Below are 22,678 nucleotides of genomic sequence, written 5' to 3' on the forward strand. Positions count from 1 at the left end.
TTTAGTTGTTTTTATTGTTTTCTTCTGTGATGGTAAAGTCGATTGGATTTTTTACCATTTGGTCGGTTAAAGCAAAATCCCATACTTCTTGAATGTTTTCAACGTAATGGAACTCAACTCCCTTGCGATACTTCTCTGGAATTTCTTCGATATTCTTTTTATTGTCCTTACACATTATAATATCGGTGATTCCAGCACGCTTAGCGGCAAGAATTTTTTCTTTGATACCACCTACTGGAAGCACTTTTCCACGCAATGTTATTTCGCCCGTCATGGCAGTATTCTTTCTAACTTTGCGCTGAGTCAGTGCCGAAGCGATACTCGTTGCAATGGTAATACCTGCTGAAGGTCCGTCCTTTGGTGTTGCTCCTTCTGGCACATGGATATGAATGTTCCATTGGTCGAAAATACGATAATCCACGTTTAGTCTGTCAATATGTGCTTTAACGTATTCGAGCGCGATTACTGCCGATTCCTTCATGACATCTCCAAGGTTACCTGTCAGTGTGAGCTTCCCAGCTTTTCCTTTTGATAATGAAGTTTCGATAAACAGAATTTCGCCTCCTACACTTGTCCATGCCAATCCTGTTACCACGCCTGCATAGTCGTTGCCTTGGTAAATGTCGCGATAGAAAGGTGGGTTGCCGAGTAGTTGTTCCAACTTTGTTGGGTCTACACTTTCGTATGCTAATTCGTTGTCAACGGCTTGCTTGTAAGCTAATTTGCGCAATAGCTTATTGATTTGCTTTTCCAATTGGCGCACACCGCTCTCACGGGTATAACTTTCGATGAGTTTTTCGAACGCCGCTTTGGTGAATTTAAACTTAGGGTGTGTGATGTCCAACCCTGTGTTTGATAGTTCTTTTGGAAGCAAATGGCGTTTTGCAATTTCTACTTTCTCTTCAGTTATGTAGCCCGAAACCTCGATTAACTCCATACGGTCGAGCAATGGCTTTGGAATAGCGTTTATATCGTTTGCCGTTGCCACAAATAACACCTTTGAAAGGTCGTAGTCCATGTCCAAATAATTGTCATGGAAAGCAAAGTTTTGCTCTGGGTCGAGTACTTCTAATAGGGCAGAAGCTGGGTCGCCATTGATGGTGTTTTGAGTTACTTTGTCGATTTCATCGAGAATAAACACTGGGTTTGACGAACCAGCCTTTTGTATATTCTTGATAATTCTACCAGGCATTGCACCGATATAGGTACGTCTATGACCACGAATTTCTGATTCGTCGTGCAGACCACCTAACGACATACGAACGTATTTACGTTTCATTGATTCGGCAATGCTCTTGCCCAAACTTGTTTTTCCAACTCCAGGAGGGCCGTATAAACAGAGGATAGGCGATTTCAAACTGCCTTTCAATTTGAGGACAGCCATGTATTCAAGGATACGTTCCTTTACTTTTTCCATGCCGTAGTGGTCGCTATTGAGGACACGTTCGGCACGTTTGAGGTCTAAATCGTCCTTTGTAAATTCATTCCAAGGAAGGTTTACCATGGTCTGCAAATAGTTGATTTGCACACTATAATCAGGGCTTTGTGGGTTGAGATTGTTCAACTTGTCAAATTCCTTTTGGAAAATCTTTTGCGTATCCTCAGTCCACTTTTTCTTTTTCGCTTTGTCTAAGAGTTCTTTTCTCTCTGGAGTTGATTCTCCGTCGCCCAATTCCTCTTGAATGTTCTTGATTTGTTGGTGTAAGAAATATTCTCTTTGCTGTTCGTCCAAGTCTTCTCTTGTCTTTGAACGTATATTTTGACGAAGGTGTTGAAACTGTATTTCTCTGTTCAACGTCTTCATGAGCCTGAACAAACGGTCTTTCAAAGTTTCTTCTTCGAGAAGATATATTTTGTCGACAACGCTGAAAGGCATGTTTGCACAAACATAATTGATTGACACAATAGGGTTTGCTATGTTGTCAAGTGCAAACTGTGAGTCGTCAGGAATTTCATCGCTACCTTGAATATACTCCTTTGCTGTCATTTTCATATCATTGACAGCAGTTATAAACTCATAGTCATTCAAATCTGCTTGTGCATCAGGATCAGCGTGAGTAAGCCCTATCATATAGGGAGAATTTTTGGTTATCTTGTCTAATTTACAACGTCCCAAACCTTGAAGAATAGCCGTTCTATTTTCTCCATGCGTATTTCCTGGCATATCGAAAGCACGAACGAGGCGTGCATAAATACCAGTACGATATAAATCTTTCTCTTTAGGGTCATCAACATTGCCGTCTTTCTGACTGAATACTGCAAAAATTGTGTTAGGGTGTTTCTCTAAAAATTCTACTAACTTTAGAGTTGCCTTACGTCCTACTAATACAGGCATTAAAACACCTGGAAACATCACAAGGTTGCGCGTTACAAATACAGGCACATCGCCTTCTACTTTTACATCAAAATCAGGAAGGTCGCCTTCGTAGTCAGCAAACATTTGTATCGAATTATTTTGTTTCATCAAAATTTCATTATTTCTTTTAACGTGCAAAATTACAAAATAAAACTGAATCTTGGCAATAAATGCCTTAGCATAAATCTTAATAATGCCTAACAAATTAGGTTTTAGGTTGATTCAAATCATTTTTTGTGATGATGTTGGTATTTTTCTTTAATATATTTAGGGTCTGCTGAATTATTATCTCTTCACAGACAGAGGGTAGCAGACGTAGCCCCTCATAGTGACGATAATGATGAAAAACCGCCAGATTTCGGTCAGGGCAAGACAAAGTTCCTTGAGGAACTTCATCACGTTTTTAACGAAGTAGCACATTCCTGTCCAGCATCGTGCTGTATCTGGAAGCTTGGCTCTTATGTCATTGGCTCGATAGATTCTCTTGCCAGTACCGAATGAGCATTCGATTTCATTGCGTTCCCCGATGGCTTTGGCCATTCTGGATTTCATCTCATCTGAAGGAGGATCCTTCGGTGGTCGCCCTAACGGTTTGCAGTATGAATGGATTTCAAAATCCTCAAGTATATCTCGGTTTGACCTGTTCAGGTAAATCTTATCCGCAAGGATGGTGGCCGGAAGGTAGCCGAAGCGTTCTTTGAAAAGTTGAATCTGTAGCAAGAGATCCTGGCTCTCGTTGTAGGCATCCCAGCTGTGGTGGTCGATGAACGTATAGCCCTCGACTATGCTTGCACCTATCTTGGCCCCGAACTCAGTCCTTGCCTTAGCCTTTCCACGGACAATGGCACGGACGTGTGGCTGAAAGATGCTCAGTATGCGGTCTGCACAAGTATGAGTCTTTGACCTGTACATCTCCTCCTGCTGATGGTACATCGTGAGGATTGCAGTCAAGGTGCGTTTCTCATATAGGAATAGGCTCTCGTAGTACGTCTTGTTCTTTGCAAGCAAGTCCATTAAGATGCGGATGTCCTTGCGCAAGTAGTTGAGCATCACCCCGATAGTATCACGCACCATCTTGCCTTTCTTCTTGGCTTTCTTGACAAGCTGAAGGTATGCCTGACGTGCATGCTTGTAGTTCGTGCGTGGCTTGTGCAGCTCAAACATCTCGCACACCTTTATAATATAGTCGGTAACCTTGCGGCAACCATCATGTATTATATCAACGTCAACAGGATAACGCATCTCTGCATCGGCACAGGTAGCATCAATCTTCAGCACTCCCTTGTGCTCGCGACCTTTTGAGTCGGTGAAGGAAGCGGCATTCGGATCCTCTGGTTTCGGAGCCGGCGGGTCCTCATCATTCCTCTTCGCCTCTTCTTCTTCACGCTTGCGTTTCTCTTCAAGAAGACGCCTCTGCTTGTCGAGAAGCTTGACTGTCATCTTGTTGAGTTCTTCCTCTGAGATTCGCTTGCGTATCGTGACGAATAGGCTCGGGTCGAATATAGGCTTGTCGGTGAACTCATGCAATCCACAAAAGTACTGCATGTAGGGACTCTCTCTGATAATCTCGATGGTCTCGGCATCACTCAGGTTTAGTTTGTGCTTGATAATCATTGCGCTGAGAATCATGCGTGCCGGCTTGTTCCCTGCACCTTTCTTCTGATTGTCCAACCTTGAGTTGTATTCCTTCTCAAGTTCTGTCCATGGAAGAAGGTCTCCGAGAGCCACCCATCGGTTTGTCTTGTCCAACTTCATCAAGGGATGAGCGGAGCAAACCGAGGTCAAGTTGCTTGTATTTTGGAGCGTAAAACTTCATCTTGCTATGGATTTAACTATATAAAGGTACGATTTTCTAGTTAAACAAACAAAGAAATAAAGTTATATAAACTTAAATATCAGAGAGTTATAAATTATTCAGTAAACACTATTTAGGGTTGAGATGAAAAATAGCAACTTCTTTTTTATGTAAAAGTGCCTATTTTACCCCTCAAAAGTTATTGTTTTGTGCTGCAAAATAGGCTCTTTTAAAGAATGGGGCTTTTTCTTTTTTCTCAAAGTTGTTGCTTTTGGTGAAAAATAGCTTAGTTGATGTAAAAAATATTGGTTAGTTGTTGATACCAAATAGATTTTTCTCCATTTTGGTTTAATAAATATTCCGTTGAGGTTTCTATTTGAGTAGGTTCTTTTTTGTATTCTACTAAAACGCGTTTGGGCTGTTTTTTTTCAGTAGTTTTAATGCTTATTTTTCTGTTCAAGAAGAATCCATAAATGACTGCTTCTGTTTCAATCAATGGAAAAATATTAACGGGTAAAACCAATGATAATGTTCCTTCTGTTTTGAGTAATTTATAAGCCAAAGAAATGAGTTCGTTGAAAGGAAGGGTATCGTTGTGTCGTGCAATGGTTTTACTCTTTTTGTTATTCTTTAATGAATTAACGAAATAGGGTGGATTACAGATAATTGAATCGTATTGGTTAATGTTGCTTTTCGCAAAGTTTTGTAAAGACGAATGAATAATATTTATCTTACTTTTGAAAACTGATTTTGCCACATTTTGCACTGCTTGTTGATAGGCATTTTCTTCAATTTCTATGGCATCAATTAGGCTTTTTTCAAAGCGTTGCGCCATCATTAAAGCTAACAAACCTGTGCCTGTTCCAATGTCCAATATATGTTCTCCGCCATTAGCCCAACTTCCTAAAAGTACACCATCAGTGCCTACTTTCATCGCACATTGGTCTTGTTCAATATGAAATTGTTTGAACGTAAATCCCATTACATATTTAGTTTTCTGAAAATAATCTTGTTAAGAGCTTGAAATTTTCTACTTTGTTTATGCACATTGAGACGAATTAAATCAATATATGAAAATAACTCAGAAAAAGAAGTTTGAATCACATTCGGACGTCTTATTTCTGAGCAATCAGCAGGATTGACAACCACCTTGATGCCTTTAGGAACGAGTTTTATTTCTACATCTTTGTCAGCCATTATAGGGTCGCCATCGAAGTGAATTACTCCCTTCTTTTTTCGATGTATGTGTATGCTTTTTGCCTTAAACGACTTGATTTTAGTGTCTTTATCTAATGTTTTGTTAAACATTTGAATCGCTACTTTTGGAGCTTCTAATACATTAAAAGGTTCCATAATAATGACATCTAACATTCCATCGCTCATGTGTGCTTGTGGGGCAATATAAGCATTATTCCCATATTGTGAAGCATTGGCTACAGATACCAAAAAAGCTTTGTAATGATGAACACCTTCATCGTCTTCTATCTCATAAGTTTCAGGCTCGTAACGCAAGCCTTCTTCCAAAACTTTTTGGACGTATGTGATAGGACCTCGTTTACCAGCTTCGGCAAATTTCATCGAAATGAATGCGTCAAACCCCATACCACATGTGCAGAAAAAAGGGTGATTGTTGATGATTCCGTAATCCAATGCGTGGATGACGTTTTGGTTGATAATTTCCAAACTCTTCTGTATATTGATAGGAATGCATAAATGACGTGCTAAACCATTTCCCGAACCAGAAGGAATGATACCCATTGCGGTTTCAGAATTGATTAATCCTTGACCAACTTCATTAACAGTTCCGTCGCCACCTACGGCAACTACGATGTCAATTTTATCGGCTACAGCCTTTTGGGTTAAAGCTATTGCATGACCTGCATATTCGGTTACAGCTATTTGGTAATCGAATAATTTTTTATCAATATATTTATCAATCTCTTCGGGAATTGAATCTTTTTTATTCGTTCCCGAAATAGGATTCATTATAAACAGAACTTTCTTCTTCATCTTGTCGTTTTTCTCTATTAGAGCATTAATAAGCAAAGTTAATGATTAATATGTATTTAATAAATTATCTATTGTGAAAAAAGATTAATTAGTTAATCAATTAAGAAAAAATGCCATATTCCGACAAAAAATCGTATCTTTGTAGCCTAATGAAAAACGTAGCTTCGGCTACACCTTATATATATGGGACAATTACAAGACAAGTACAAAAGTTACTGTGAACCGCAGAAATTCATCGATGCAGGGGTTTATCCCTATTTCCGAGAAATTACAAGTAAGCAAGGAACTGTAGTGACCGACATTGATGGTCATGAAATTCTCATGTTTGGTTCAAATGCCTACACAGGATTGCCCAATGACTCAAGGGTTATTGAGGCTGGCAAGCGTGCTTTAGACAAATATGGTTCTGGCTGCGCAGGTAGCCGTTTTTTGAATGGTACGCTTGATTTGCATGTACAATTAGAGAAAGAACTTGCTGAGTTTATGCACAAAGACGATGTTCTTTGTTTTTCAACAGGTTTTTCTGTAAATTCTGGTGTTATCGCTTCAGTTGTAGGTCGTGGCGATTATATTATTTGCGACGACCGTGACCATGCGAGTATTGTTGATGGACGCCGTTTGAGCTTTGCTACACAGCTCCGTTACAAGCACAACGACATGGAAGATTTGGAGCGTGTGCTGCAAAAACTTCCTCAAGATGCTATTAAACTTATTGTTGTAGATGGTGTCTTTTCAATGGAAGGCGACCTCGCAAACCTTCCAGCAATTGTAGAACTGAAACATAAGTACAATTGTTCTATCATGGTTGATGAAGCTCATGGTTTAGGAGTGTTCGGAAAACAAGGTAGGGGAGTTTGCGACCACTTTGGAATTACCGATGAAGTAGACCTTATTATGGGTACTTTCTCTAAGAGTTTAGCTTCAATTGGTGGTTTTATAGCAGGTGATAAGGAAACTATCAATTACTTGCGTCATACATGCAGAACTTATATTTTCTCGGCAAGTAATACACCTGCAGCAACGGCAGCAGCCTTAGAAGCATTGCATATTATTCAGGAAGAACCTGAACGCCAACAACATCTTTGGGACGTTACAAACTATGCGCTCAAACGTTTCCGTGAAGAAGGATTTGAAATAGGTGATACCGAAAGTCCTATTATTCCACTTTATGTTCGTGATATTGAAAAAACATTCATCGTAACCAAATTAGCTTATGATGCAGGTGTATTCATTAACCCTGTAATTCCACCAGCGTGCGCACCACAAGACACATTGGTTCGATTTGCTTTAATGGCTACTCATACACAAGAACAAGTGGAACGTGGTGTAGAAATATTGAAACAAATATTTAAAAGTCAAGGCATTATAAAGTAAGTTGAATAAAAATTACGCTCTAAATGAACGTATTTTTTATTGCAATATAAAAGGCAACAATCATTTTGAATTACTAATATTCAAAGTGATTGTTGCCTTTTTCAATAATATAAGGGGTTAAAATAATCCCCCTTTAGTATGATACTCCTTCTTTTTAGTCAGGTAACAATTCGTTTGGGTGTTCAATGAATATGTTTCCACCATGCTTGATGAGGAAATCCTTGTCACGGAATCCCCAAAGAACACTGACACAAGGTATTCCACAATTTTTTGCCGTCATAATATCTACATCGCTATCGCCGATATAAACAGCTCCGTCCTTAGAAACGCCCAATTGACGCAATGCTTCCAAAACTGTATCAGGTGCTGGTTTCTTTTTTATATCGTCACGTTCGCCAATTGCAATCTCAATAGTATCAGGGAAGAAATGGTGTGCAAGGTCTTGTGTGGCAGCATAAAACTTGTTGCTAACAATGGCAAGTTTCTTTCCGCGTGCTTTTAGTTCTTTGAGTAATTCGGGAATACCTTTGTAAGGATTAGTTGTATCGAGGTTGTGTTCCAAATAATGTTGGCGGAAACTATCTAATACTGTGTTAAATTTAGGATTCTCTAATCCATTGGGAATAGCCCGTTCGATGAGTTTTTTCACTCCGTTGCCTACAAACATTCTAACTTCCTCAACAGTATGTTCTGGGAAATTATTGGTTCGTAAAGCATAATTGGTACTTGCTGCTAAATCATTTAATGTTTCGAGGAGTGTGCCGTCCAAGTCGAATACATAAGTATCAAATTCTTTCATCTCTTCTTTTATTTATATTACCATTCTATAAAATGTCTGTATATTAAGTTTTTAATGTTATCTTCGCTTGCTTTTATTTTTTTTCCAAGACCCTTCTTGCTGCTTTCGTCCATTTTCTTGTCTGTGCGATCGATTTCCTTTATGATAGTCAGCAGGACTACTCCCTATAGCTTTAGGGTCGTAGGTCACTTTTCCCTTAAATGGTTTATTATTATAGAGTTTTGAAATGAGGTCGCTACGTCCTATCCTGTTCAGTTCTCGCTCTATATTCTTCCGTTCATCTGGCTTGTACCAAAAGAAGAATTGACGTTGTGCCAACTTCTCTCGTGGTGTTTTAGCAGAGAAAATACTTTCTAACGTGTATGGGTCAAAGCCCGAATACCATGTTTCGGTAGCTACTGTCATCGGCGTGGGCGTGAAGTCTTGCACTTGTTCCAAATGGAAATCAAGGTCTTTAGTGATGACAGCGAGTTCAGCCATATCTTCTTCCTTGCAGCCTGGGTGTGACGAAATAAAGTAAGGAATAATTTGTTGGCGCAAGTTTTCTTCTCGATTGATTCTGTCAAAGATGCGTTTAAACTGGTAGAATTGTTCAAACGAAGGCTTGCGCATGAGTTTTAAGACACGGTCAGAAGTATGTTCTGGGGCAATTTTCAATCGTCCACTAACGTGATTTTTAATTAATTCACGCGTGTATTCTCTTGCAGCTTCATTACTTTTCTCGTCTTTACTCTTGTGTAAGAGCAAGTCGTAACGAACACCCGAACCTATAAAACTCTTTTTAATCCCTGGAAGTGCATCAACTTCTCGATAAATTTCAAGCAGTTTTGAATGGTCGGTGTCAAGATTTGGGCATATTTCTGGATTGATACAACTTGGTCGTTTACAATGTTCGCATGCTTTTTGATTTTTCCCAGCCATACCATACATATTGGCAGACGGACCGCCTAAGTCGGAAAGATACCCTTTAAAATCAGGCATTTGTACAACTTGTTTCACTTCCTTAATGATACTTTCCTTCGAACGACTTGCTATAAATTTACCTTGGTGAGCTGAAATCGTACAGAAAGCACAACCACCGAAACAACCACGATGAATGTTCACGCTGAATTTAATCATTTCGTAAGCAGGAATCGTCTTTCCATTATATTTGGGGTGAGGTTCACGCGTATAGGGTAAATCGTATGTTGCATCAACTTCGGCAGTACTCATGGTGGGGTAGGGAGGATTTACAACCGTGTATTGCCCATCAACTTCTTGTAAAATGCGCTGTGCATGCTTTTTATTCGACTCTTCTTCAATGTGTTTGAAGTTTTCTGATTGATATTTTTTATTGTGTAAACATTCTTCATGCGAATGTAATATAATATCATTGTCTTTTATTCCTTCAAGAATTTCCTCCTTTTTACAAAGATAAGCCGTTTGTGGAATTTCCTTTAAGTCGCGAATATTTCTTCCTTTTTCTAATTCTTGTGCAATCGTAACTACTTGCTTTTCTCCCATGCCATAGATTACGATGTCAGCACTCGAATCACAAAGTATGCTTTTGCGAAGACAATCTTTCCAATAATCATAATGACTAAGGCGGCGAAGTGATGCTTCGATACCTCCTAAAACGATTGGGACATCAGGAAAAAGTTTACGTAAAATATTAGCGTAAACTATTGAAGGATATTCTGGACGCAAGTCGTGGCGTCCATCAGGCGAATAAGCATCTTCCGAACGTAAGCGTTTGTTGGCAGTATATTTATTAACCATAGAGTCCATTGCTCCAGGGCTAATGCCAAAATAAAGTCGTGGACGACCTAATTTCTTGAAATCTCGGAAATCTCCATGCCAATCGGGCTGTGGAACAATAGCTACTTTATAGCCCGCAGCCTCCAAAGTGCGACCAATAACAGCAGCACCAAAAGCAGGGTGGTCTATATAAGCATCACCAGAAAATAGGATAACATCAAGTTCGTCCCATTTTCGCAACTCTACCTCTTTCTTCGTTGTCGGTAGAAAGTCTGTAAGTCTATATCGTGAGGTCGTGTGAACACTTTTTTCTTTTTTCTTTTGCTCTCCTGTCCTCGAACCTTTTCTGTTAGAAGGCTTGTTTTGAGAATCCTTTTGCTCGTTTTGTTGCCTTCTTGTAGCTTTATTGTTACTCAAATTTATACCTCAATTAATTTTCTACTTGCTTTTCTTCGAGTTTAACGTCCTCTTTGCTCTCTTCGTAATATTGACGATAAAGGTCGATAAGATTCTTCAATCCCAACGCTTTCATGTTTTGATTGTATATAACGTCTAAGCAAAGGTCGAGAAGGTCTTTATCCTTGCCAGCTTCTGATTCTAAAAGACTACGTACAGTAAGTTTCAATTTATCTAAAATTTCTTCATCTATAACCCCCGTTGAATCTATCATGTTTGCTAATAAATTGTATTTTGTGATAGTCTTGAGATGTTTATCTTCGATGTCAATATGTCTTGTACCTGAAACATTTGCTTGTATTTGATGCATAATATTCTTGTTAAATGTTTTTAAATATTTTTGTAGGTGTGTTTCTTTACTGCAATAAGAAAGAAACAATGCCTCGCATAATTCTGTTGCGTGTATCTTTATCTTTTATACATTCAAATGGGAATGCCATAACGAATGTTCGAAAATCTTTTCCTTTATAAGCGACACCTGCACTTGTATTATCGGCATATCTTAATGGGCTGAAAGCAGAACCTAAAGGCATTAAAATATCGGGGGAATAAGCTCCATAATGCTTTTCGTTCATTGTTCTGTAAATATCAAACTTTTGAGAGCCGAAGCCTGTAACAGTCTCATTATAATTGTTTTGATTGTTGCCTGCTGCCGAAAGTTTAAAGAAAGTAGACAACCATTGTTGCTCGCTACTCGTACCCATGTCAGAACCAATGTATGCTCCACTTGCAAAAACTCGTCCACCATGCATTAAATAATTTGCAATTTGGTCTTGCATGCGTGGGCGGATAGCCTTATATTGGAATAAACTATGTCCGTCGTTTTTCTCCAAGCCTAAGGCTAAATCAACGAGAACATAGTCGCTCAATTTGAGATAGCCATTTTCTAAGGCTTCGCTTGAGCAACTTACAATATTATATTTGCCACTTGTAAAAATAGCTTCAGCATGTGTACGAACATAATCAAAGGTATTTCCTACAATAAATTGCCCTACTAATTCATCACCACCGAAACCTAAAGCCGTTGGACCTTCATTGCCTGCTTGCGATTTGTCAAAGTTACTTTGTCGTCCATTCCACCCTGCTGTAATGCCATAGCTTACACCTGGGTCAGCTTCGAGATTGAAACCTTGTTCAGTTTCATTGTCAATGATAGCAGGGGAGGATAGTCTATTGAAACCATTTACGATTAAAATGGTTTCTTTTGAATCGCTTTGGTTCAATGCAGAAAGTACTTCGGTTGGAAAACTTTCTCCTCCTTGATTACAAGCCGTTACTCTAAAATTATAGATAACACCAGGTTCTAATTTTAATTCGAAGGTTGTTCCATTTATATTTGTACCATTGTCAAAACCGCTTGTACCTGTTGCCGTATAAACATTGTATGAAGTTGGCTTGGCAGAAGGTTCTAAAGGGTCGCCAACAGCGTTCCATTTTAACCGGATTTTATTCTTAGTAATAAATTCAATGCGGAAGTTATTGGGGGCTAAAGGTTGTACAACATATTCTGTTTCGTGCATTTGCGCAGAATAACGGAGTATACTTTTATAAATGGAACGAGCGAGAGTAAATTTGAAATTAGGGTCTTGACCTAATCGCATATCACCAAAATTTTGGTGAGACATTGTTTCTATGATTGCTGAAGGTACTTCTGGCAAACGTGTTTCACTATAATTATCATCTTTAACACCACGAATATTCCAAGCTCTTTTGAATGTGTTCTCAATATCGCGCTTTGCATTGGTTAATAATAGATTTGCAAAATCTTGTGAAACGGAACGAGATAATCCTGTTCCCAAGGTTGGGTTGCCTTTTTGAGTGGTGCAAATGGACAATGTTCCTATTGTATTTCCGCTCATATCATACCCAGCATCACTATGGACACCTAAGGTTAATTCAATAGGAACTTTCAATCCAGCAATATTTGGGGCATACGATGAACCTCCTGCAAGCCAATTTGTATAAAGTGAACGTGTATTGATGTCGTCTTTATAATCGCTTGTTCCGTTGCTTTTGCTTACAACATCACGTGGCGCACCCGCCCATTGTGTGTAGTAACGAGCACCTTCTAAGGTTCGGGGCATACCACTTGTTGTTCCTCCTCGAACGATATTTCCCATACCACCACCAAATCTTACAGCATCAGCTGTAACAATTCCTCTTTTCTTTCCGTGGTTGGTGAGAATGACACGATTAAAAATATTGCAACCTTTATCAAAATCAAAAGTTCCAAGATAGACCCATGTTCCACCGCCCATTTGTTGGTTCACCTTGAAATGGGTTTCTTCTCCTTTATGAAAGACGATATATTCTGCGTCTTTAACGCTCTTTTTTACAGTTTTGTAACTTACATAAACTGCATATTTTCCTTCTTCAGGAATATTCGGTTGGTAAGAAATAAAACTAAGTTTGCTATTCTTTTTACGTGATTTAATTTGCCTTGCCGTACCAGCAATAAATGGATTTTCACCATCAGCGTATGTGCCTTGATGAAACGCAAATCCCGAACCATTAGCATTTTCCCATTTCTTCTTATCGTTTGTTTCCTTATAATAAGATGTTCGGTTATCGTTATCAACAATAATTTCGTTCTTCTGCCAATCACGTTCTCGTGGTGAAACCACTACTGCTCCTGCATTTTCCAACATTGGAAAGAGGAACGGAATAACGATTGTTTGTGTGAATAAATCTTCTGTTGTACCGAAAAGATTCGGTCTTTGCCATTTCCATTTCCCCTTATTTTCATCATAGTAATGACCATGTGATGCCCAAATGGAGAAGTGTCTACCACTCAATCCATTCGTAATTTCGTTTGGGCGTGATACGTTTTCAACCCATTGTTTTCCTTTATATTCAGCCTTTCCCCAATTTGTTTTTTTCGATTGCGCCACTGCATTTAGCGAAATAGTCATACAAATCAAGAAAGTAAATATTTTATTTGTCATTGTTTATATTTCTCCTATGGTAAACAACTCTGGGTGTTTACCCTTGAAATCTTTGTAATAGGATTTAATCATCTTAAACTCTTCGTTTATATTTCCACTTGGAACCAAAGACTTTTTACATACAATCGTTTTCGTTTCATAGTCTGCCCCATATAGTAGAATTGGGATTTGAGCTTTCAATGCGATATAATAGAATCCTTTTTTCCACTCAGGATTCAATGAACGTGTCCCTTCAGGCGTAATACATAAACCAAATTTTTCGGCTTTTATAGCATGTTCGGCTATCCTATCGGTCATGCTCGTGTGCTTACTACGATATACGGGAATTCCTCCCATCTTCTTAAAGATTACCCCCATAGGCCAAAAGAACCATTCTTTCTTCATTAAGAAATTAATTTTTATCCCTTGAGATAAACCATATAATTGTCCGATTAAGAAATCCCAATTACTTGTGTGTGGCGCAAGGCAAATGATAAATTTATTTGGAAAATCTATTTCGACTTCCTTTTTCCACCCCATGACTCTGAATAAAAGCCATGAAGAAAGCTTCTTCAACATACTTTTTATCCTAAACTGCAGATTTGGTCTATAATTTCATTAGTATCGGCATCAAACTTTTCTCGTAAATCTTTGAAATAGTCTTTCGCATTCATGCCTGGCTCTACATGCGAAACTCTGCCAATATAGTTGTTACGCAAAAGAACGATAGCAGCCAAAATAGCTTCTACGTTGTCTTTATTTACATTGCTTCCATACAAAGAAGCTGCTATTGTTTCGGTAAAAAGTTCGCTGCAAATATTATTGATAGAGCGTTTTAAATTTCTTTTATTTCCCATATTATATAAGTTGTCTAAATTCACTTTGATGTTTCAAAGATAATAAAAAAAATAAGAAAACCAAGAAACTCCAAAGAAAAATAGAGTTAAATTTGGTTTTTTACATTTTTTCTTTCTATTTGTCATATAAAAAATGTACTTTTGCAACAAAGATAACAGATTGTTTCAAAAATAACGTTTAAAAAGAATAGAGTATGGAAACGAGTGCTTTGCAAAAGGAAAGAGCAAGCTATCAGCCAAAATTGCCTAAGGCATTACAGGGTGCTGTAAAAATTAAGGAAGGTGAACCAACACAGAGTGTAGATAACCATGATGAAATTAAGAGTTTATTTCCTAATACATACGGAATGCCTCTCGTAGAGTTTGTACCTGCCGAGGAACAAGCTGCTTTAAAGATTAATGTAGGAGTTATTTTATCGGGCGGACAAGCTCCTGGTGGACACAATGTTATATCAGGATTGTTTGATGAATTAAAGAAATTAAACCCAGAAAATCGTCTCTTTGGTTTTCTTATGGGGCCTGGAGGTTTGGTAGACCACAATTATATTGAGATAACAGAAGTGCTTATCGATAAATATAGAAACACTGGCGGTTTTGATTTAATAGGTTCTGGTCGTACTAAACTTGAGGAAGAAGAACAGTTTGAGAAGGGTTTAGAAATTATTCGCGAACTTGATATTAAAGCACTTGTGATAATTGGTGGTGATGATTCAAATACAAATGCGTGTGTTCTTGCAGAATATTATGCAGCCAAGAAATATGGAATTCAAGTCATAGGTTGCCCGAAAACAATTGATGGCGACTTGAAAAACGACCAAATAGAAACTTCTTTTGGTTTTGATACTGCCACTAAGACTTATTCAGAGCTTATTGGAAATATTGCTCGTGATTGCAATTCTGCCCGTAAATATTGGCATTTCATAAAGTTAATGGGACGTTCTGCATCACACATTGCTCTTGAATGTGCTTTGCAAACACAGCCTAACATCTGTTTGATTTCAGAAGAAATTCAGTCAAAGGATTTGACTTTAAATGATATAGTTGAAGAAATTGCAACAGTTGTAGCAAGTCGTGCAAAAGATGGACGTAACTATGGCGTAGTTTTAATCCCAGAAGGACTTATTGAGTTTGTGCCTGCCATTGGTCGTTTAATTCAAGAGTTGAATGATTTACTTGCAGAACATGGCAGTGATTATAAGGATTTAGATGCTGACGCTCAACGCGCTTACATCATCGAACATCTATCTGACGCCAACAAAGCTACTTTTGAAACGCTTCCTATTGGTGTTGCTCGTCAGCTTTCCTTAGACCGTGATCCACATGGAAACGTACAAGTGTCGCTCATTGAAACTGAAAAACTTATTTCAGAAATGGTAGCTATGAAGCTCCAAAAATGGACTAAAGAGGGTCAATATAAAGGTAGCTTTGCAACTTTGCACCACTTCTTAGGCTATGAAGGTCGTTGTGCAGCACCTTCTAACTTCGATTCCGACTACTGTTATTCGCTGGGAACATCAGCAGTTCAACTTATTGCCAATGGAAAAACGGGTTATATGGCTATCGTAAAAAATACAACAGATAAGGCTGAAAACTGGATTGCAGGTGGTGTTCCTATCACAATGATGATGAACATTGAGCGTCGTAATGGAGAAATGAAGCCTGTAATTCGCAAAGCACTCGTTGAATTGGACGGTGCACCATTTAAGGCTTTCGCAAAAGTACGTAACAAATGGGCAAAAGAAACCAGCTACATTTACCCTGGTCCTGTTCAATATTGGGGACCTTCTGACGTATGCGACCAAACAACAAGGACGTTAGCACTCGAACAAGGTAAACAAATTCCTGCCTATTAAATTGAAAAATAGAATAAAACGGCAATGGATAATCGCTTAAACATCAATAAAATTCGCACAAAATTGCGCGAAATGTCCAAATGGGGGAGATGGAGTGGGGGATTATCTATTGCCTTTATTTATTGCTTATTATTCTATTATTTTTTAGTAGCACCATCTGGATTTCGCTGGAGAGCTATTTATGGCGACCCAGATTATCCGAGTGGGTTTGAAATTCATGGTATCGACATAAGTCATTATCAAGGAAATATCAATTGGGCGCGCCTTCGAAATGCTTTGATAGAGCAAGTTCCTATTCGTTTTGTATTTATGAAATCGACAGAAGGAGATAGCCATGTAGACAGAAACTTTCGAGTAAATTTTTATAATGCGAAAGAATTTGGACTTGTTCGTGGTGCTTATCACTTTTGGAGCAATACTTCTTCGCCCCGCCGTCAGGCTTATTTCTTTTTAGCAATGACAAAATTAGAACCTGGTGATTTGCCCCCAGTGCTTGATGTTGAAACAAAACCAAAGGATATTAGTACAGAGGAATTTCAGCAAAATATTCTAACGTGGTTGCATATCGTTGAAAACGAATACCATGTAAAACCTATTATTTATACTTATTACAAATTTAAAGACCAATACCTTTCTGATTCTCGCTTTGATGACTACCCTTATTGGATAGCCCACTATTATGTTGATAAAATGGAATATGCTGGGAAGTGGCATTTTTGGCAACATACTGATGCTGGAAAATTACCTGGTATAAAAGGTTTTGTGGACTTAAATATTTTCAATGGGAGTTATTATGACCTTATGCAAATGCTCATTCCAGAGCCTAAACCTATTGAAATACCAGACAGCACCACGACTGATTCTCTTTACATCGACTCATTTTCAGTCCAAGAGTAGTAGCTTTTTCTTCTAAAAAGGGTATGTCTTCGTTGTAAAAACCGCTTAATATTAAAATTGCATTAGGATTCATTGAATCAACAAAAGTGTCCATATCCTCTAATAAAATATTGCGATTAATATTAGCAATAACAATATCAAATTTTTTATTAAACTCTTTAATAATATTGCAATTTCCTTCCTTTACGGATAGTTCAACATTGTTTAAATTAGCATTATATTCGGTATTTTTTACACTCCATTCGTCAATATCGTAAGCGCAAACCTCTTTTGCATTTCGTTTTGCTGCTACAATTGATAAAATTCCTGTGCCACACCCACAATCCAATATTGTTTTGTTCGCCAAATCCATATTTAATAGTTCATCAACAATCATTTGTGTGGTTTCATGAGTGCCTGAGCCAAAGGCCTGTTTGGGGTCTATGCGAATGATGAGTGCATTCTTTTCATCAGCAGTGTCTAATAAAAGTTGAGGATTTTCTAGTTTTGAACTGCATATAACGCATTTGTTATCAATAATAATAGGTGAAAATCCAGTATTTTCCCATTTCTCATTCCAATTCTTATCTTCAGCTTTTTCCACCTTATATTCAATAGTTGTATCGGGCAAAATAAAGTTTTTCACGCTATTTTTTAATAGCGTTTCGTCAAATTTATCTTCCAAGCAATAGCCTAAGACAACATTTCCTTTTTCTGAAAATGAGTCGCAACCAGCTTCTCCTGCCATTGCTATTAAAAGCTCTCGTGCTAATTCTGTATCAGGATTTAATGTAAAAGTAATTTGAAGATATTTCATTTTTCTTATTTTTGCTTATTATAAATGTGGAAAAATCTATGATTTTTTCATTTCTGATAGAGGCACGCAACACCATTTTGTTACCTTCATCATCACGCCAATACCAGGAATTTCTTTCAATAGATAATATTTTTTGCTCGAACGAACTAATTTTCCTTTCAGTCCTTTGAGTAAACCAAACTTCACATACACCTCTTCGCCTTCTTTTAGTTGCGCTTCTTCAGACGAAATGAATTTACGCAAACTTATTTCTGGGTTGCACATGAGCCTAAACTCATACATTTCTTCAGAAGGAATTAAGCTATATTGACTCTTATCTTCTGCCTTTGTGAAAACAGACATTTTAAAATTTGATTCATAGATGACTTTTTTAATTGCTTTATCTTCCATATCCTTTTTCACAAAGATAAGATTTCTTACAACGGGTTTTAGACTTTTTCTGATTCGTCCATTCTTATCTTCTTCTGTAACTATTTGCTTTGGGGAAAAAGTTTCCATTCCTTTTTCGTGGAAAAAGGTTTCTATTTCGTCTAACTTCAAGCTATAAAGGCGTATGGCATACCATGGTTTGCCATCGTCTACAATATTATCGGAATATTTGTTTTGCGAATTATCCATTGTAATTACAAAAGTAATAAAAAAGAATTATATTTCCAACCAATTTTTAACGATTGTTTTTCCATCAGGTGTTAGTACGCTTTCGGGGTGAAATTGAATGCTATGTACCTCGTAATTCTTATGCTGTAAAGCCATTATCAGTCCACTTTTTGTTTGTGCTGTTATTTCTAAATCGGATGGAAAATTATCTTTTGACACCACCCAACTATGGTAACGTCCTACAATAATATTGCTTTTCAAACCTTTAAACAATTGTGTTTCAGGGTTGATATTGATTTTTGTTTCCACTCCATGGAATACATAAGACAAATTTTCAAGTTTTCCACCAAAGGCTTCGGCAATAGCTTGATGTCCTAAACAAACTCCTAAAATGGGTTTCTTTGGAGCAAATTGTTTGATAATATCCAATAATTTACCAGCTTCAGAGGGGACTCCAGGACCAGGACTCAATATAATCTTATCATATTGTTCTATCTCCGAAAATTTAATTTCATCGTTTTTCTTGATAGTAACCTGCGCTCCCAATTCTCTTAACAAGTGAACTAAATTGAATGTAAACGAGTCATAATTGTCTATTAGTATGCACCTTACATTTTTCATAGGATTGTTCAAGGTTTCTTTAAGGCTTCAAATTTTTGACAATTTCTTCAACTTTGTTGCATTCTTCTAAATCTATTCCAACAAAAAGTGCATGGTTCAATAACTTCACCTTGTCTATTTGTTTATCATTGATGCTTACAAAAAACGGAATATTGCCTTTGTATTGTTCTATAAATTCAATATTTTGATTTTCAAATTTGAATAAAATATAGTCAGAATGTCCCTCGTATGCTTCACATTTCTTGAAATCTTCTTCTGAAGTAATGGGAATAGTTTTAATGATTTGAATTTCTTTACGAATATCAGGAATGACAGTACAACGTAAATTATCAATCATTACCGCACTTTCTTCACCATCTAACTGCACAATGTCAAGATTAAAATTTACAATACGAGTAACAATGCTTTGCGGCATATCGTCTGCAAAAATACCAAAGCTAAACTTTTGCTTCATAGGCTTTTGCATTTCTTTACCCATTGCAGCCTCTTTACTGCCATAATCGGGCATAATACCTGCTTGTGAAGACACTTGTCTTACAAATTTAGGACTATTTACTCGAAAATCATAACCCAACCAATCAATGGGTAATTTTGCTAATTCGTGAATATTTTCGGCATCACGATTGCCACAAACTTTTATTTTCATTTTTTTCAAATTCCTATTGCAATCAACCTGATTAGTGATTAATATCTGTAATAAAGCGTTTTAAGGCTTCACTTGGATTTTCTTTTTGCATAATTTCTTCACCTATTATAATAGAATTGTATTCCGCTGAAAAGATTTCCTTTGCTTTTTCTGGTGTATCAATGCCTCCTTGGCTCAATTTTAGTATATTTTTGGGGAGTTTTGTTGCAAACTCTAAAGACCGATTGATGTCGTTTTCGAAACTTCCAGCCAACCTATTATTCACAACAACCATATCTGGTTCGCACGCAAGGAAGTCGATTTCGTCCTCCGTATGCAATTCTAATGCTACCTCCATGTTTAGTTGGTGAGAAAGTGAAATTAGATGTTTTAAGTGTTCCCTTTCCAAAAATACTGCTGTAAGCATAACAGCTGAGGCTCCCGCATGTTTGGCTTGAAAGAGCTGATATTCATCTATGATATAATTTTTATACAATAAAGGCAACGAAACACCTACAGCTTTGGCTTCTTGCAGAAACTCATCATAGCCACCAAAAAAAGTGAAATCAGTTGGAATGCTGATTGCTTTCGCACCATTTTTCTCAAAATTAGGCACAAGGTTTCTTACTTTTGCATCTTTATTAACCCAACCTTTTGCAGGAGTCTTGCGTAAAAACTCGGCTACAACATTCGCATTATCAGTTTGTAAGGCAGCTTTCATTGAAGGAACTTCCTTTTTCAACGCTCCTTCATATTCAATAATGCCATACAATTGCTTTAATGGAACGTATTGTTTCCATTGTTCTAATTCCTTTTGTTTGTTGGCAAAAATATCTTCTAAAATATCTTTCATGATACAAAGTTATAAAAAGATAATAGAAAAACATAATATTCCGCCAAAGAATGCGTTTCTTATTTGAAGCATATAAAAATATTGAGCCTATGATAGAATTATTTACACCAGATGAACTCTCTCCTTCTGAAAAGACATTGGAGATTATTCGACAAATCGCTTACACTTACAGAACTTTGAAAGTCAATGGTAAGCAAGAATTTTATAGCTTAAATTAAAATATGAAAACATTAGTATCGCCTTCGCTCTTATCGGCAGATTTTCTGCATTTAGACAAGGATATAGAAATGATTAACAATAGTGATTCCGACTATATTCATATGGACATAATGGACGGAATGTTTGTTCCCAATATTTCGTTCGGGTTTCCTGTCTTGAAGGCTGTTGGAAAGGCTTGTAAAAAGCCTATGGACGTGCATTATATGATTATGCACCCTGAGAATTATATTCAGCAAACTGCTGATGCAGGTGCTGAAATTATGACAGTTCACTACGAAACTTGTCCACATCTACACCGTACCATTCAGCAAATAAAACAAGCAGGAATGAAAGCGGGTGTAGCTATTAACCCTGCAACTCCTGTTTCGGTGCTGGAAGACATTGTTGAAGATGTTGACCTTGTGCTGATAATGAGTGTAAATCCAGGTTTTGGTGGTCAATCGTTCATCGAAAATGCCATTAGTAAGGTGAAACGCTTACGCAAACTCATTGATGAATCGAACAGCCATGCTCTTATTGAGGTTGATGGTGGTGTTCAAAACGAAACAGCTCCACGCCTTGTTGAGGCGGGAACTGATATTTTGGTGAGCGGAAGCTATGTGTTCAAATCGGCTAATCCTATTGAAACTATACGAGGTTTGAAGGTATTAGGCTAATTGCAATAGCATATCATTTTCGTGAACCATCTTTCGTAGGTTCAAAATAGCATAACGCATTCTGCCGAGGCTCGTGTTGATACTAACACCTGTAGTCTCGGCAATTTCTTTGAATGACATTTCTTGATAATAGCGCATAAAAACGACTTCACGTTGTGTGGTAGGTAGATGCTCCATCATCTTTTTTATATCCTCCAAAGTTTGACTACTAATAAATTGATTTTCAATATTTCCAATAACAACTTCAGACCCTGATATATTCGAAAGGTCATTTTCTTTGGTTGAGTCTACTACTTTGTCAGCTTTTTGCGCACGATACCAGTCCATAATAACATTATGGGCTATACGCATAATCCATGCCGAAAACTTTCCACTTGGCGTATATTTGCCTTGTTGAAGTTTTGTTATAATTTTTACGAACGTTTCTTGGAAAATATCATCAGCTACGTCGCGATTCCTAACCACAAAAAGTATGTAGGAAAAAAGTTTAGTTTGATTGTGCGACAACAGCAAATCAAAAGCTCTATTGTCACCATTTACATAAGACAAGGCCAACTCCTCGTCTGTCATTTCATTAATATCTTTCATTATTTCAATGATTTTTTATGAAGTAATGATGTTCCTATAGGCTTTTAATTTTAATTATGAGCTATTGATTTCATTTGCAAATATAACTACTTTTAATGTTTCTAACAAATTTTTTCTTGATAATTCTGTTAGAATAGCAGAAAAAGAGTAACAAAAAGGTATATTTTTTTCATATTATTCCTTTATTCCCCAAATACCGAGATATTTTTGTTTCTTTCCAAAGAACTTTATTTCTTCATTATAAAGTTGTGGATTGGAGTGTAATCCTAATGTTTCTTTGTCTTCTTTTGTTTTTAATTGTATGGCAATCACCTTCTTGGAGTCGGTTTCTCCAGGCTCATCGGCTAATAGAATCGAAGTATCGTAAGGGAAGGGTGGAGTCCAAATAGCATTCTTTATGTTTTGATAGCAGCAGCCAACGATATATCCTTTCACCCAAACAGACTTTTGCGAATAGTCGTTTTGGATAAATTCAGCTACCGATACAACCACATTTTCGTTTTTCTCGTCTTGGTTTTCATCTTCTCCATTATTTGTTTGTTCCGTATTTTCATGCTGCTCGTTATTGGGGTCGAAGTCTTCATAAATGATTTTCGTGCAACTTGTCAGCATGAAAAAGGTCAATAGGATATATAAATAATGTGTAATTTTCATTTTCAATTTGG

Annotated in this window: 23 protein-coding genes; 5 read left to right on the plus strand and 18 right to left on the minus strand. The window is 37.4% G+C overall.

The genetic code is table 11. The features are described 5' to 3' along the window. Window position 1: 1 nt before the first annotated feature. From lon to DYI03_RS05350, 5 genes are all read right to left on the minus strand, one after another. Window positions 2-2,464: an endopeptidase La gene (lon, locus tag DYI03_RS05335; protein ID WP_025064412.1), complete on the minus strand. Its 2,463-nt coding sequence runs from the start codon at window positions 2,462-2,464 to the stop codon at window positions 2-4. Between the two features lie 177 nt (window positions 2,465-2,641). Next, window positions 2,642-4,105 (minus strand): IS5 family transposase, encoded by a 1,464-nt coding sequence (locus DYI03_RS05340; protein ID WP_244916334.1) that lies wholly within the window; start codon window positions 4,103-4,105, stop codon window positions 2,642-2,644. Then, the gene (locus DYI03_RS13855; protein ID WP_262510447.1) at window positions 4,047-4,172 is read right to left on the minus strand and encodes a hypothetical protein; all 126 of its coding nucleotides are present in this window, start codon (window positions 4,170-4,172) and stop codon (window positions 4,047-4,049) included. Before DYI03_RS13855 ends, DYI03_RS05340 begins: the two co-directional genes overlap by 59 nt. Window positions 4,173-4,437: 265 nt before the next feature. Then, window positions 4,438-5,133: a tRNA1(Val) (adenine(37)-N6)-methyltransferase gene (locus DYI03_RS05345; protein ID WP_021670108.1), complete on the minus strand. Its 696-nt coding sequence runs from the start codon at window positions 5,131-5,133 to the stop codon at window positions 4,438-4,440. Further along, complete coding sequence (locus tag DYI03_RS05350) at window positions 5,133-6,161, minus strand: diacylglycerol/lipid kinase family protein (RefSeq protein ID WP_004357381.1); 1,029 nt, start codon at window positions 6,159-6,161, stop codon at window positions 5,133-5,135. The genes DYI03_RS05345 and DYI03_RS05350 overlap by 1 nt, the downstream gene beginning before the upstream one ends. 183 nt (window positions 6,162-6,344) lie before the next feature. Here DYI03_RS05350 and spt point away from each other — a divergent pair, with 183 nt between their 5' ends. Then, entirely contained in the window at window positions 6,345-7,535 is a 1,191-nt protein-coding gene (spt, locus tag DYI03_RS05355) for a serine palmitoyltransferase (protein ID WP_004357491.1), read from the plus strand. A 154-nt stretch (window positions 7,536-7,689) separates the two neighbouring features. On the opposite strand, the gene DYI03_RS05360 is transcribed toward spt, so the two are convergent. The 6 genes from DYI03_RS05360 to DYI03_RS05385 are packed head-to-tail and all read right to left on the minus strand — an operon-like array spanning window position 7,690 to window position 14,308. Next, window positions 7,690-8,334: an HAD family hydrolase gene (locus DYI03_RS05360; RefSeq protein ID WP_004357485.1), complete on the minus strand. Its 645-nt coding sequence runs from the start codon at window positions 8,332-8,334 to the stop codon at window positions 7,690-7,692. Window positions 8,335-8,391: 57 nt separating this feature from the next. Next, on the minus strand, window positions 8,392-10,488 hold the full coding sequence (locus tag DYI03_RS05365; RefSeq protein WP_021670106.1) for a YgiQ family radical SAM protein: 2,097 nt from the start codon (window positions 10,486-10,488) through the stop codon (window positions 8,392-8,394). A 13-nt stretch (window positions 10,489-10,501) separates the two neighbouring features. Then, entirely contained in the window at window positions 10,502-10,837 is a 336-nt protein-coding gene (locus DYI03_RS05370; RefSeq protein ID WP_004357244.1) for a hypothetical protein, read from the minus strand. Between the two features lie 46 nt (window positions 10,838-10,883). After that, window positions 10,884-13,472: a golvesin C-terminal-like domain-containing protein gene (locus DYI03_RS05375; protein ID WP_021670105.1), complete on the minus strand. Its 2,589-nt coding sequence runs from the start codon at window positions 13,470-13,472 to the stop codon at window positions 10,884-10,886. Window positions 13,473-13,475: 3 nt separating this feature from the next. After that, window positions 13,476-14,030, minus strand: a complete 555-nt coding sequence (locus tag DYI03_RS05380) for a 1-acyl-sn-glycerol-3-phosphate acyltransferase (protein WP_004357505.1) — start codon at window positions 14,028-14,030, stop codon at window positions 13,476-13,478. A gap of 5 nt (window positions 14,031-14,035) precedes the next feature. After that, window positions 14,036-14,308 (minus strand): hypothetical protein, encoded by a 273-nt coding sequence (locus DYI03_RS05385; protein ID WP_004357489.1) that lies wholly within the window; start codon window positions 14,306-14,308, stop codon window positions 14,036-14,038. A gap of 194 nt (window positions 14,309-14,502) precedes the next feature. Between DYI03_RS05385 and DYI03_RS05390 the strand changes: the two genes are divergently transcribed. Together DYI03_RS05390 and DYI03_RS05395 are read left to right on the plus strand one after the other, a co-directional pair. Beyond that, window positions 14,503-16,161 carry a diphosphate--fructose-6-phosphate 1-phosphotransferase gene (locus DYI03_RS05390; RefSeq protein WP_021670104.1) on the plus strand — a complete coding sequence of 553 codons (1,659 nt, stop codon included), beginning with the start codon at window positions 14,503-14,505 and terminating at the stop codon, window positions 16,159-16,161. A 24-nt stretch (window positions 16,162-16,185) separates the two neighbouring features. Beyond that, window positions 16,186-17,058, plus strand: coding sequence for a glycoside hydrolase family 25 protein (locus tag DYI03_RS05395; RefSeq protein WP_021670103.1), 873 nt, complete (start codon window positions 16,186-16,188; stop codon window positions 17,056-17,058). On the opposite strand, the gene prmA is transcribed toward DYI03_RS05395, so the two are convergent. From prmA to DYI03_RS05420, 5 genes are read right to left on the minus strand one after another with little or no spacing between them, the layout of a single operon-like run. Beyond that, a complete protein-coding gene (prmA, locus tag DYI03_RS05400) occupies window positions 16,991-17,854 on the minus strand; it encodes a 50S ribosomal protein L11 methyltransferase (RefSeq protein WP_021670102.1) in 864 nt (287 codons plus the stop codon). The genes DYI03_RS05395 and prmA overlap by 68 nt on opposite strands. 36 nt (window positions 17,855-17,890) lie before the next feature. After that, a complete protein-coding gene (locus tag DYI03_RS05405; RefSeq protein WP_004357581.1) occupies window positions 17,891-18,472 on the minus strand; it encodes a UpxY family transcription antiterminator in 582 nt (193 codons plus the stop codon). Between the two features lie 27 nt (window positions 18,473-18,499). Next, window positions 18,500-19,072, minus strand: a complete 573-nt coding sequence (locus DYI03_RS05410) for an anthranilate synthase component II (protein ID WP_021670101.1) — start codon at window positions 19,070-19,072, stop codon at window positions 18,500-18,502. Window positions 19,073-19,091: 19 nt separating this feature from the next. Next, entirely contained in the window at window positions 19,092-19,718 is a 627-nt protein-coding gene (locus DYI03_RS05415) for a hypothetical protein (RefSeq protein WP_021670100.1), read from the minus strand. Window positions 19,719-19,749: 31 nt separating this feature from the next. Continuing rightward, window positions 19,750-20,550: an indole-3-glycerol phosphate synthase TrpC gene (locus DYI03_RS05420; RefSeq protein ID WP_021670099.1), complete on the minus strand. Its 801-nt coding sequence runs from the start codon at window positions 20,548-20,550 to the stop codon at window positions 19,750-19,752. A 50-nt stretch (window positions 20,551-20,600) separates the two neighbouring features. On the opposite strand from DYI03_RS05420, the gene DYI03_RS13420 reads away from it, so the two are divergent. Both DYI03_RS13420 and rpe read left to right on the plus strand, forming a co-directional pair. After that, on the plus strand, window positions 20,601-20,768 hold the full coding sequence (locus DYI03_RS13420; protein WP_021670098.1) for a hypothetical protein: 168 nt from the start codon (window positions 20,601-20,603) through the stop codon (window positions 20,766-20,768). A 3-nt stretch (window positions 20,769-20,771) separates the two neighbouring features. After that, on the plus strand, window positions 20,772-21,425 hold the full coding sequence (gene rpe, locus DYI03_RS05425; protein WP_021670097.1) for a ribulose-phosphate 3-epimerase: 654 nt from the start codon (window positions 20,772-20,774) through the stop codon (window positions 21,423-21,425). Here rpe and DYI03_RS05430 read toward each other — a convergent pair. Together DYI03_RS05430 and DYI03_RS05435 are read right to left on the minus strand one after the other, a co-directional pair. Beyond that, window positions 21,417-22,013 carry a sigma-70 family RNA polymerase sigma factor gene (locus DYI03_RS05430; RefSeq protein WP_004357263.1) on the minus strand — a complete coding sequence of 199 codons (597 nt, stop codon included), beginning with the start codon at window positions 22,011-22,013 and terminating at the stop codon, window positions 21,417-21,419. The two genes, rpe and DYI03_RS05430, sit on opposite strands and share 9 nt — an antisense overlap. 174 nt (window positions 22,014-22,187) lie before the next feature. Beyond that, entirely contained in the window at window positions 22,188-22,667 is a 480-nt protein-coding gene (locus DYI03_RS05435; RefSeq protein ID WP_021670096.1) for a DUF6359 domain-containing protein, read from the minus strand. Window positions 22,668-22,678 lie beyond the last annotated feature (11 nt).

The sequence above is a fragment of the Prevotella disiens genome (assembly GCF_900454955.1).
GTDB lineage: Bacteria > Bacteroidota > Bacteroidia > Bacteroidales > Bacteroidaceae > Prevotella > Prevotella disiens.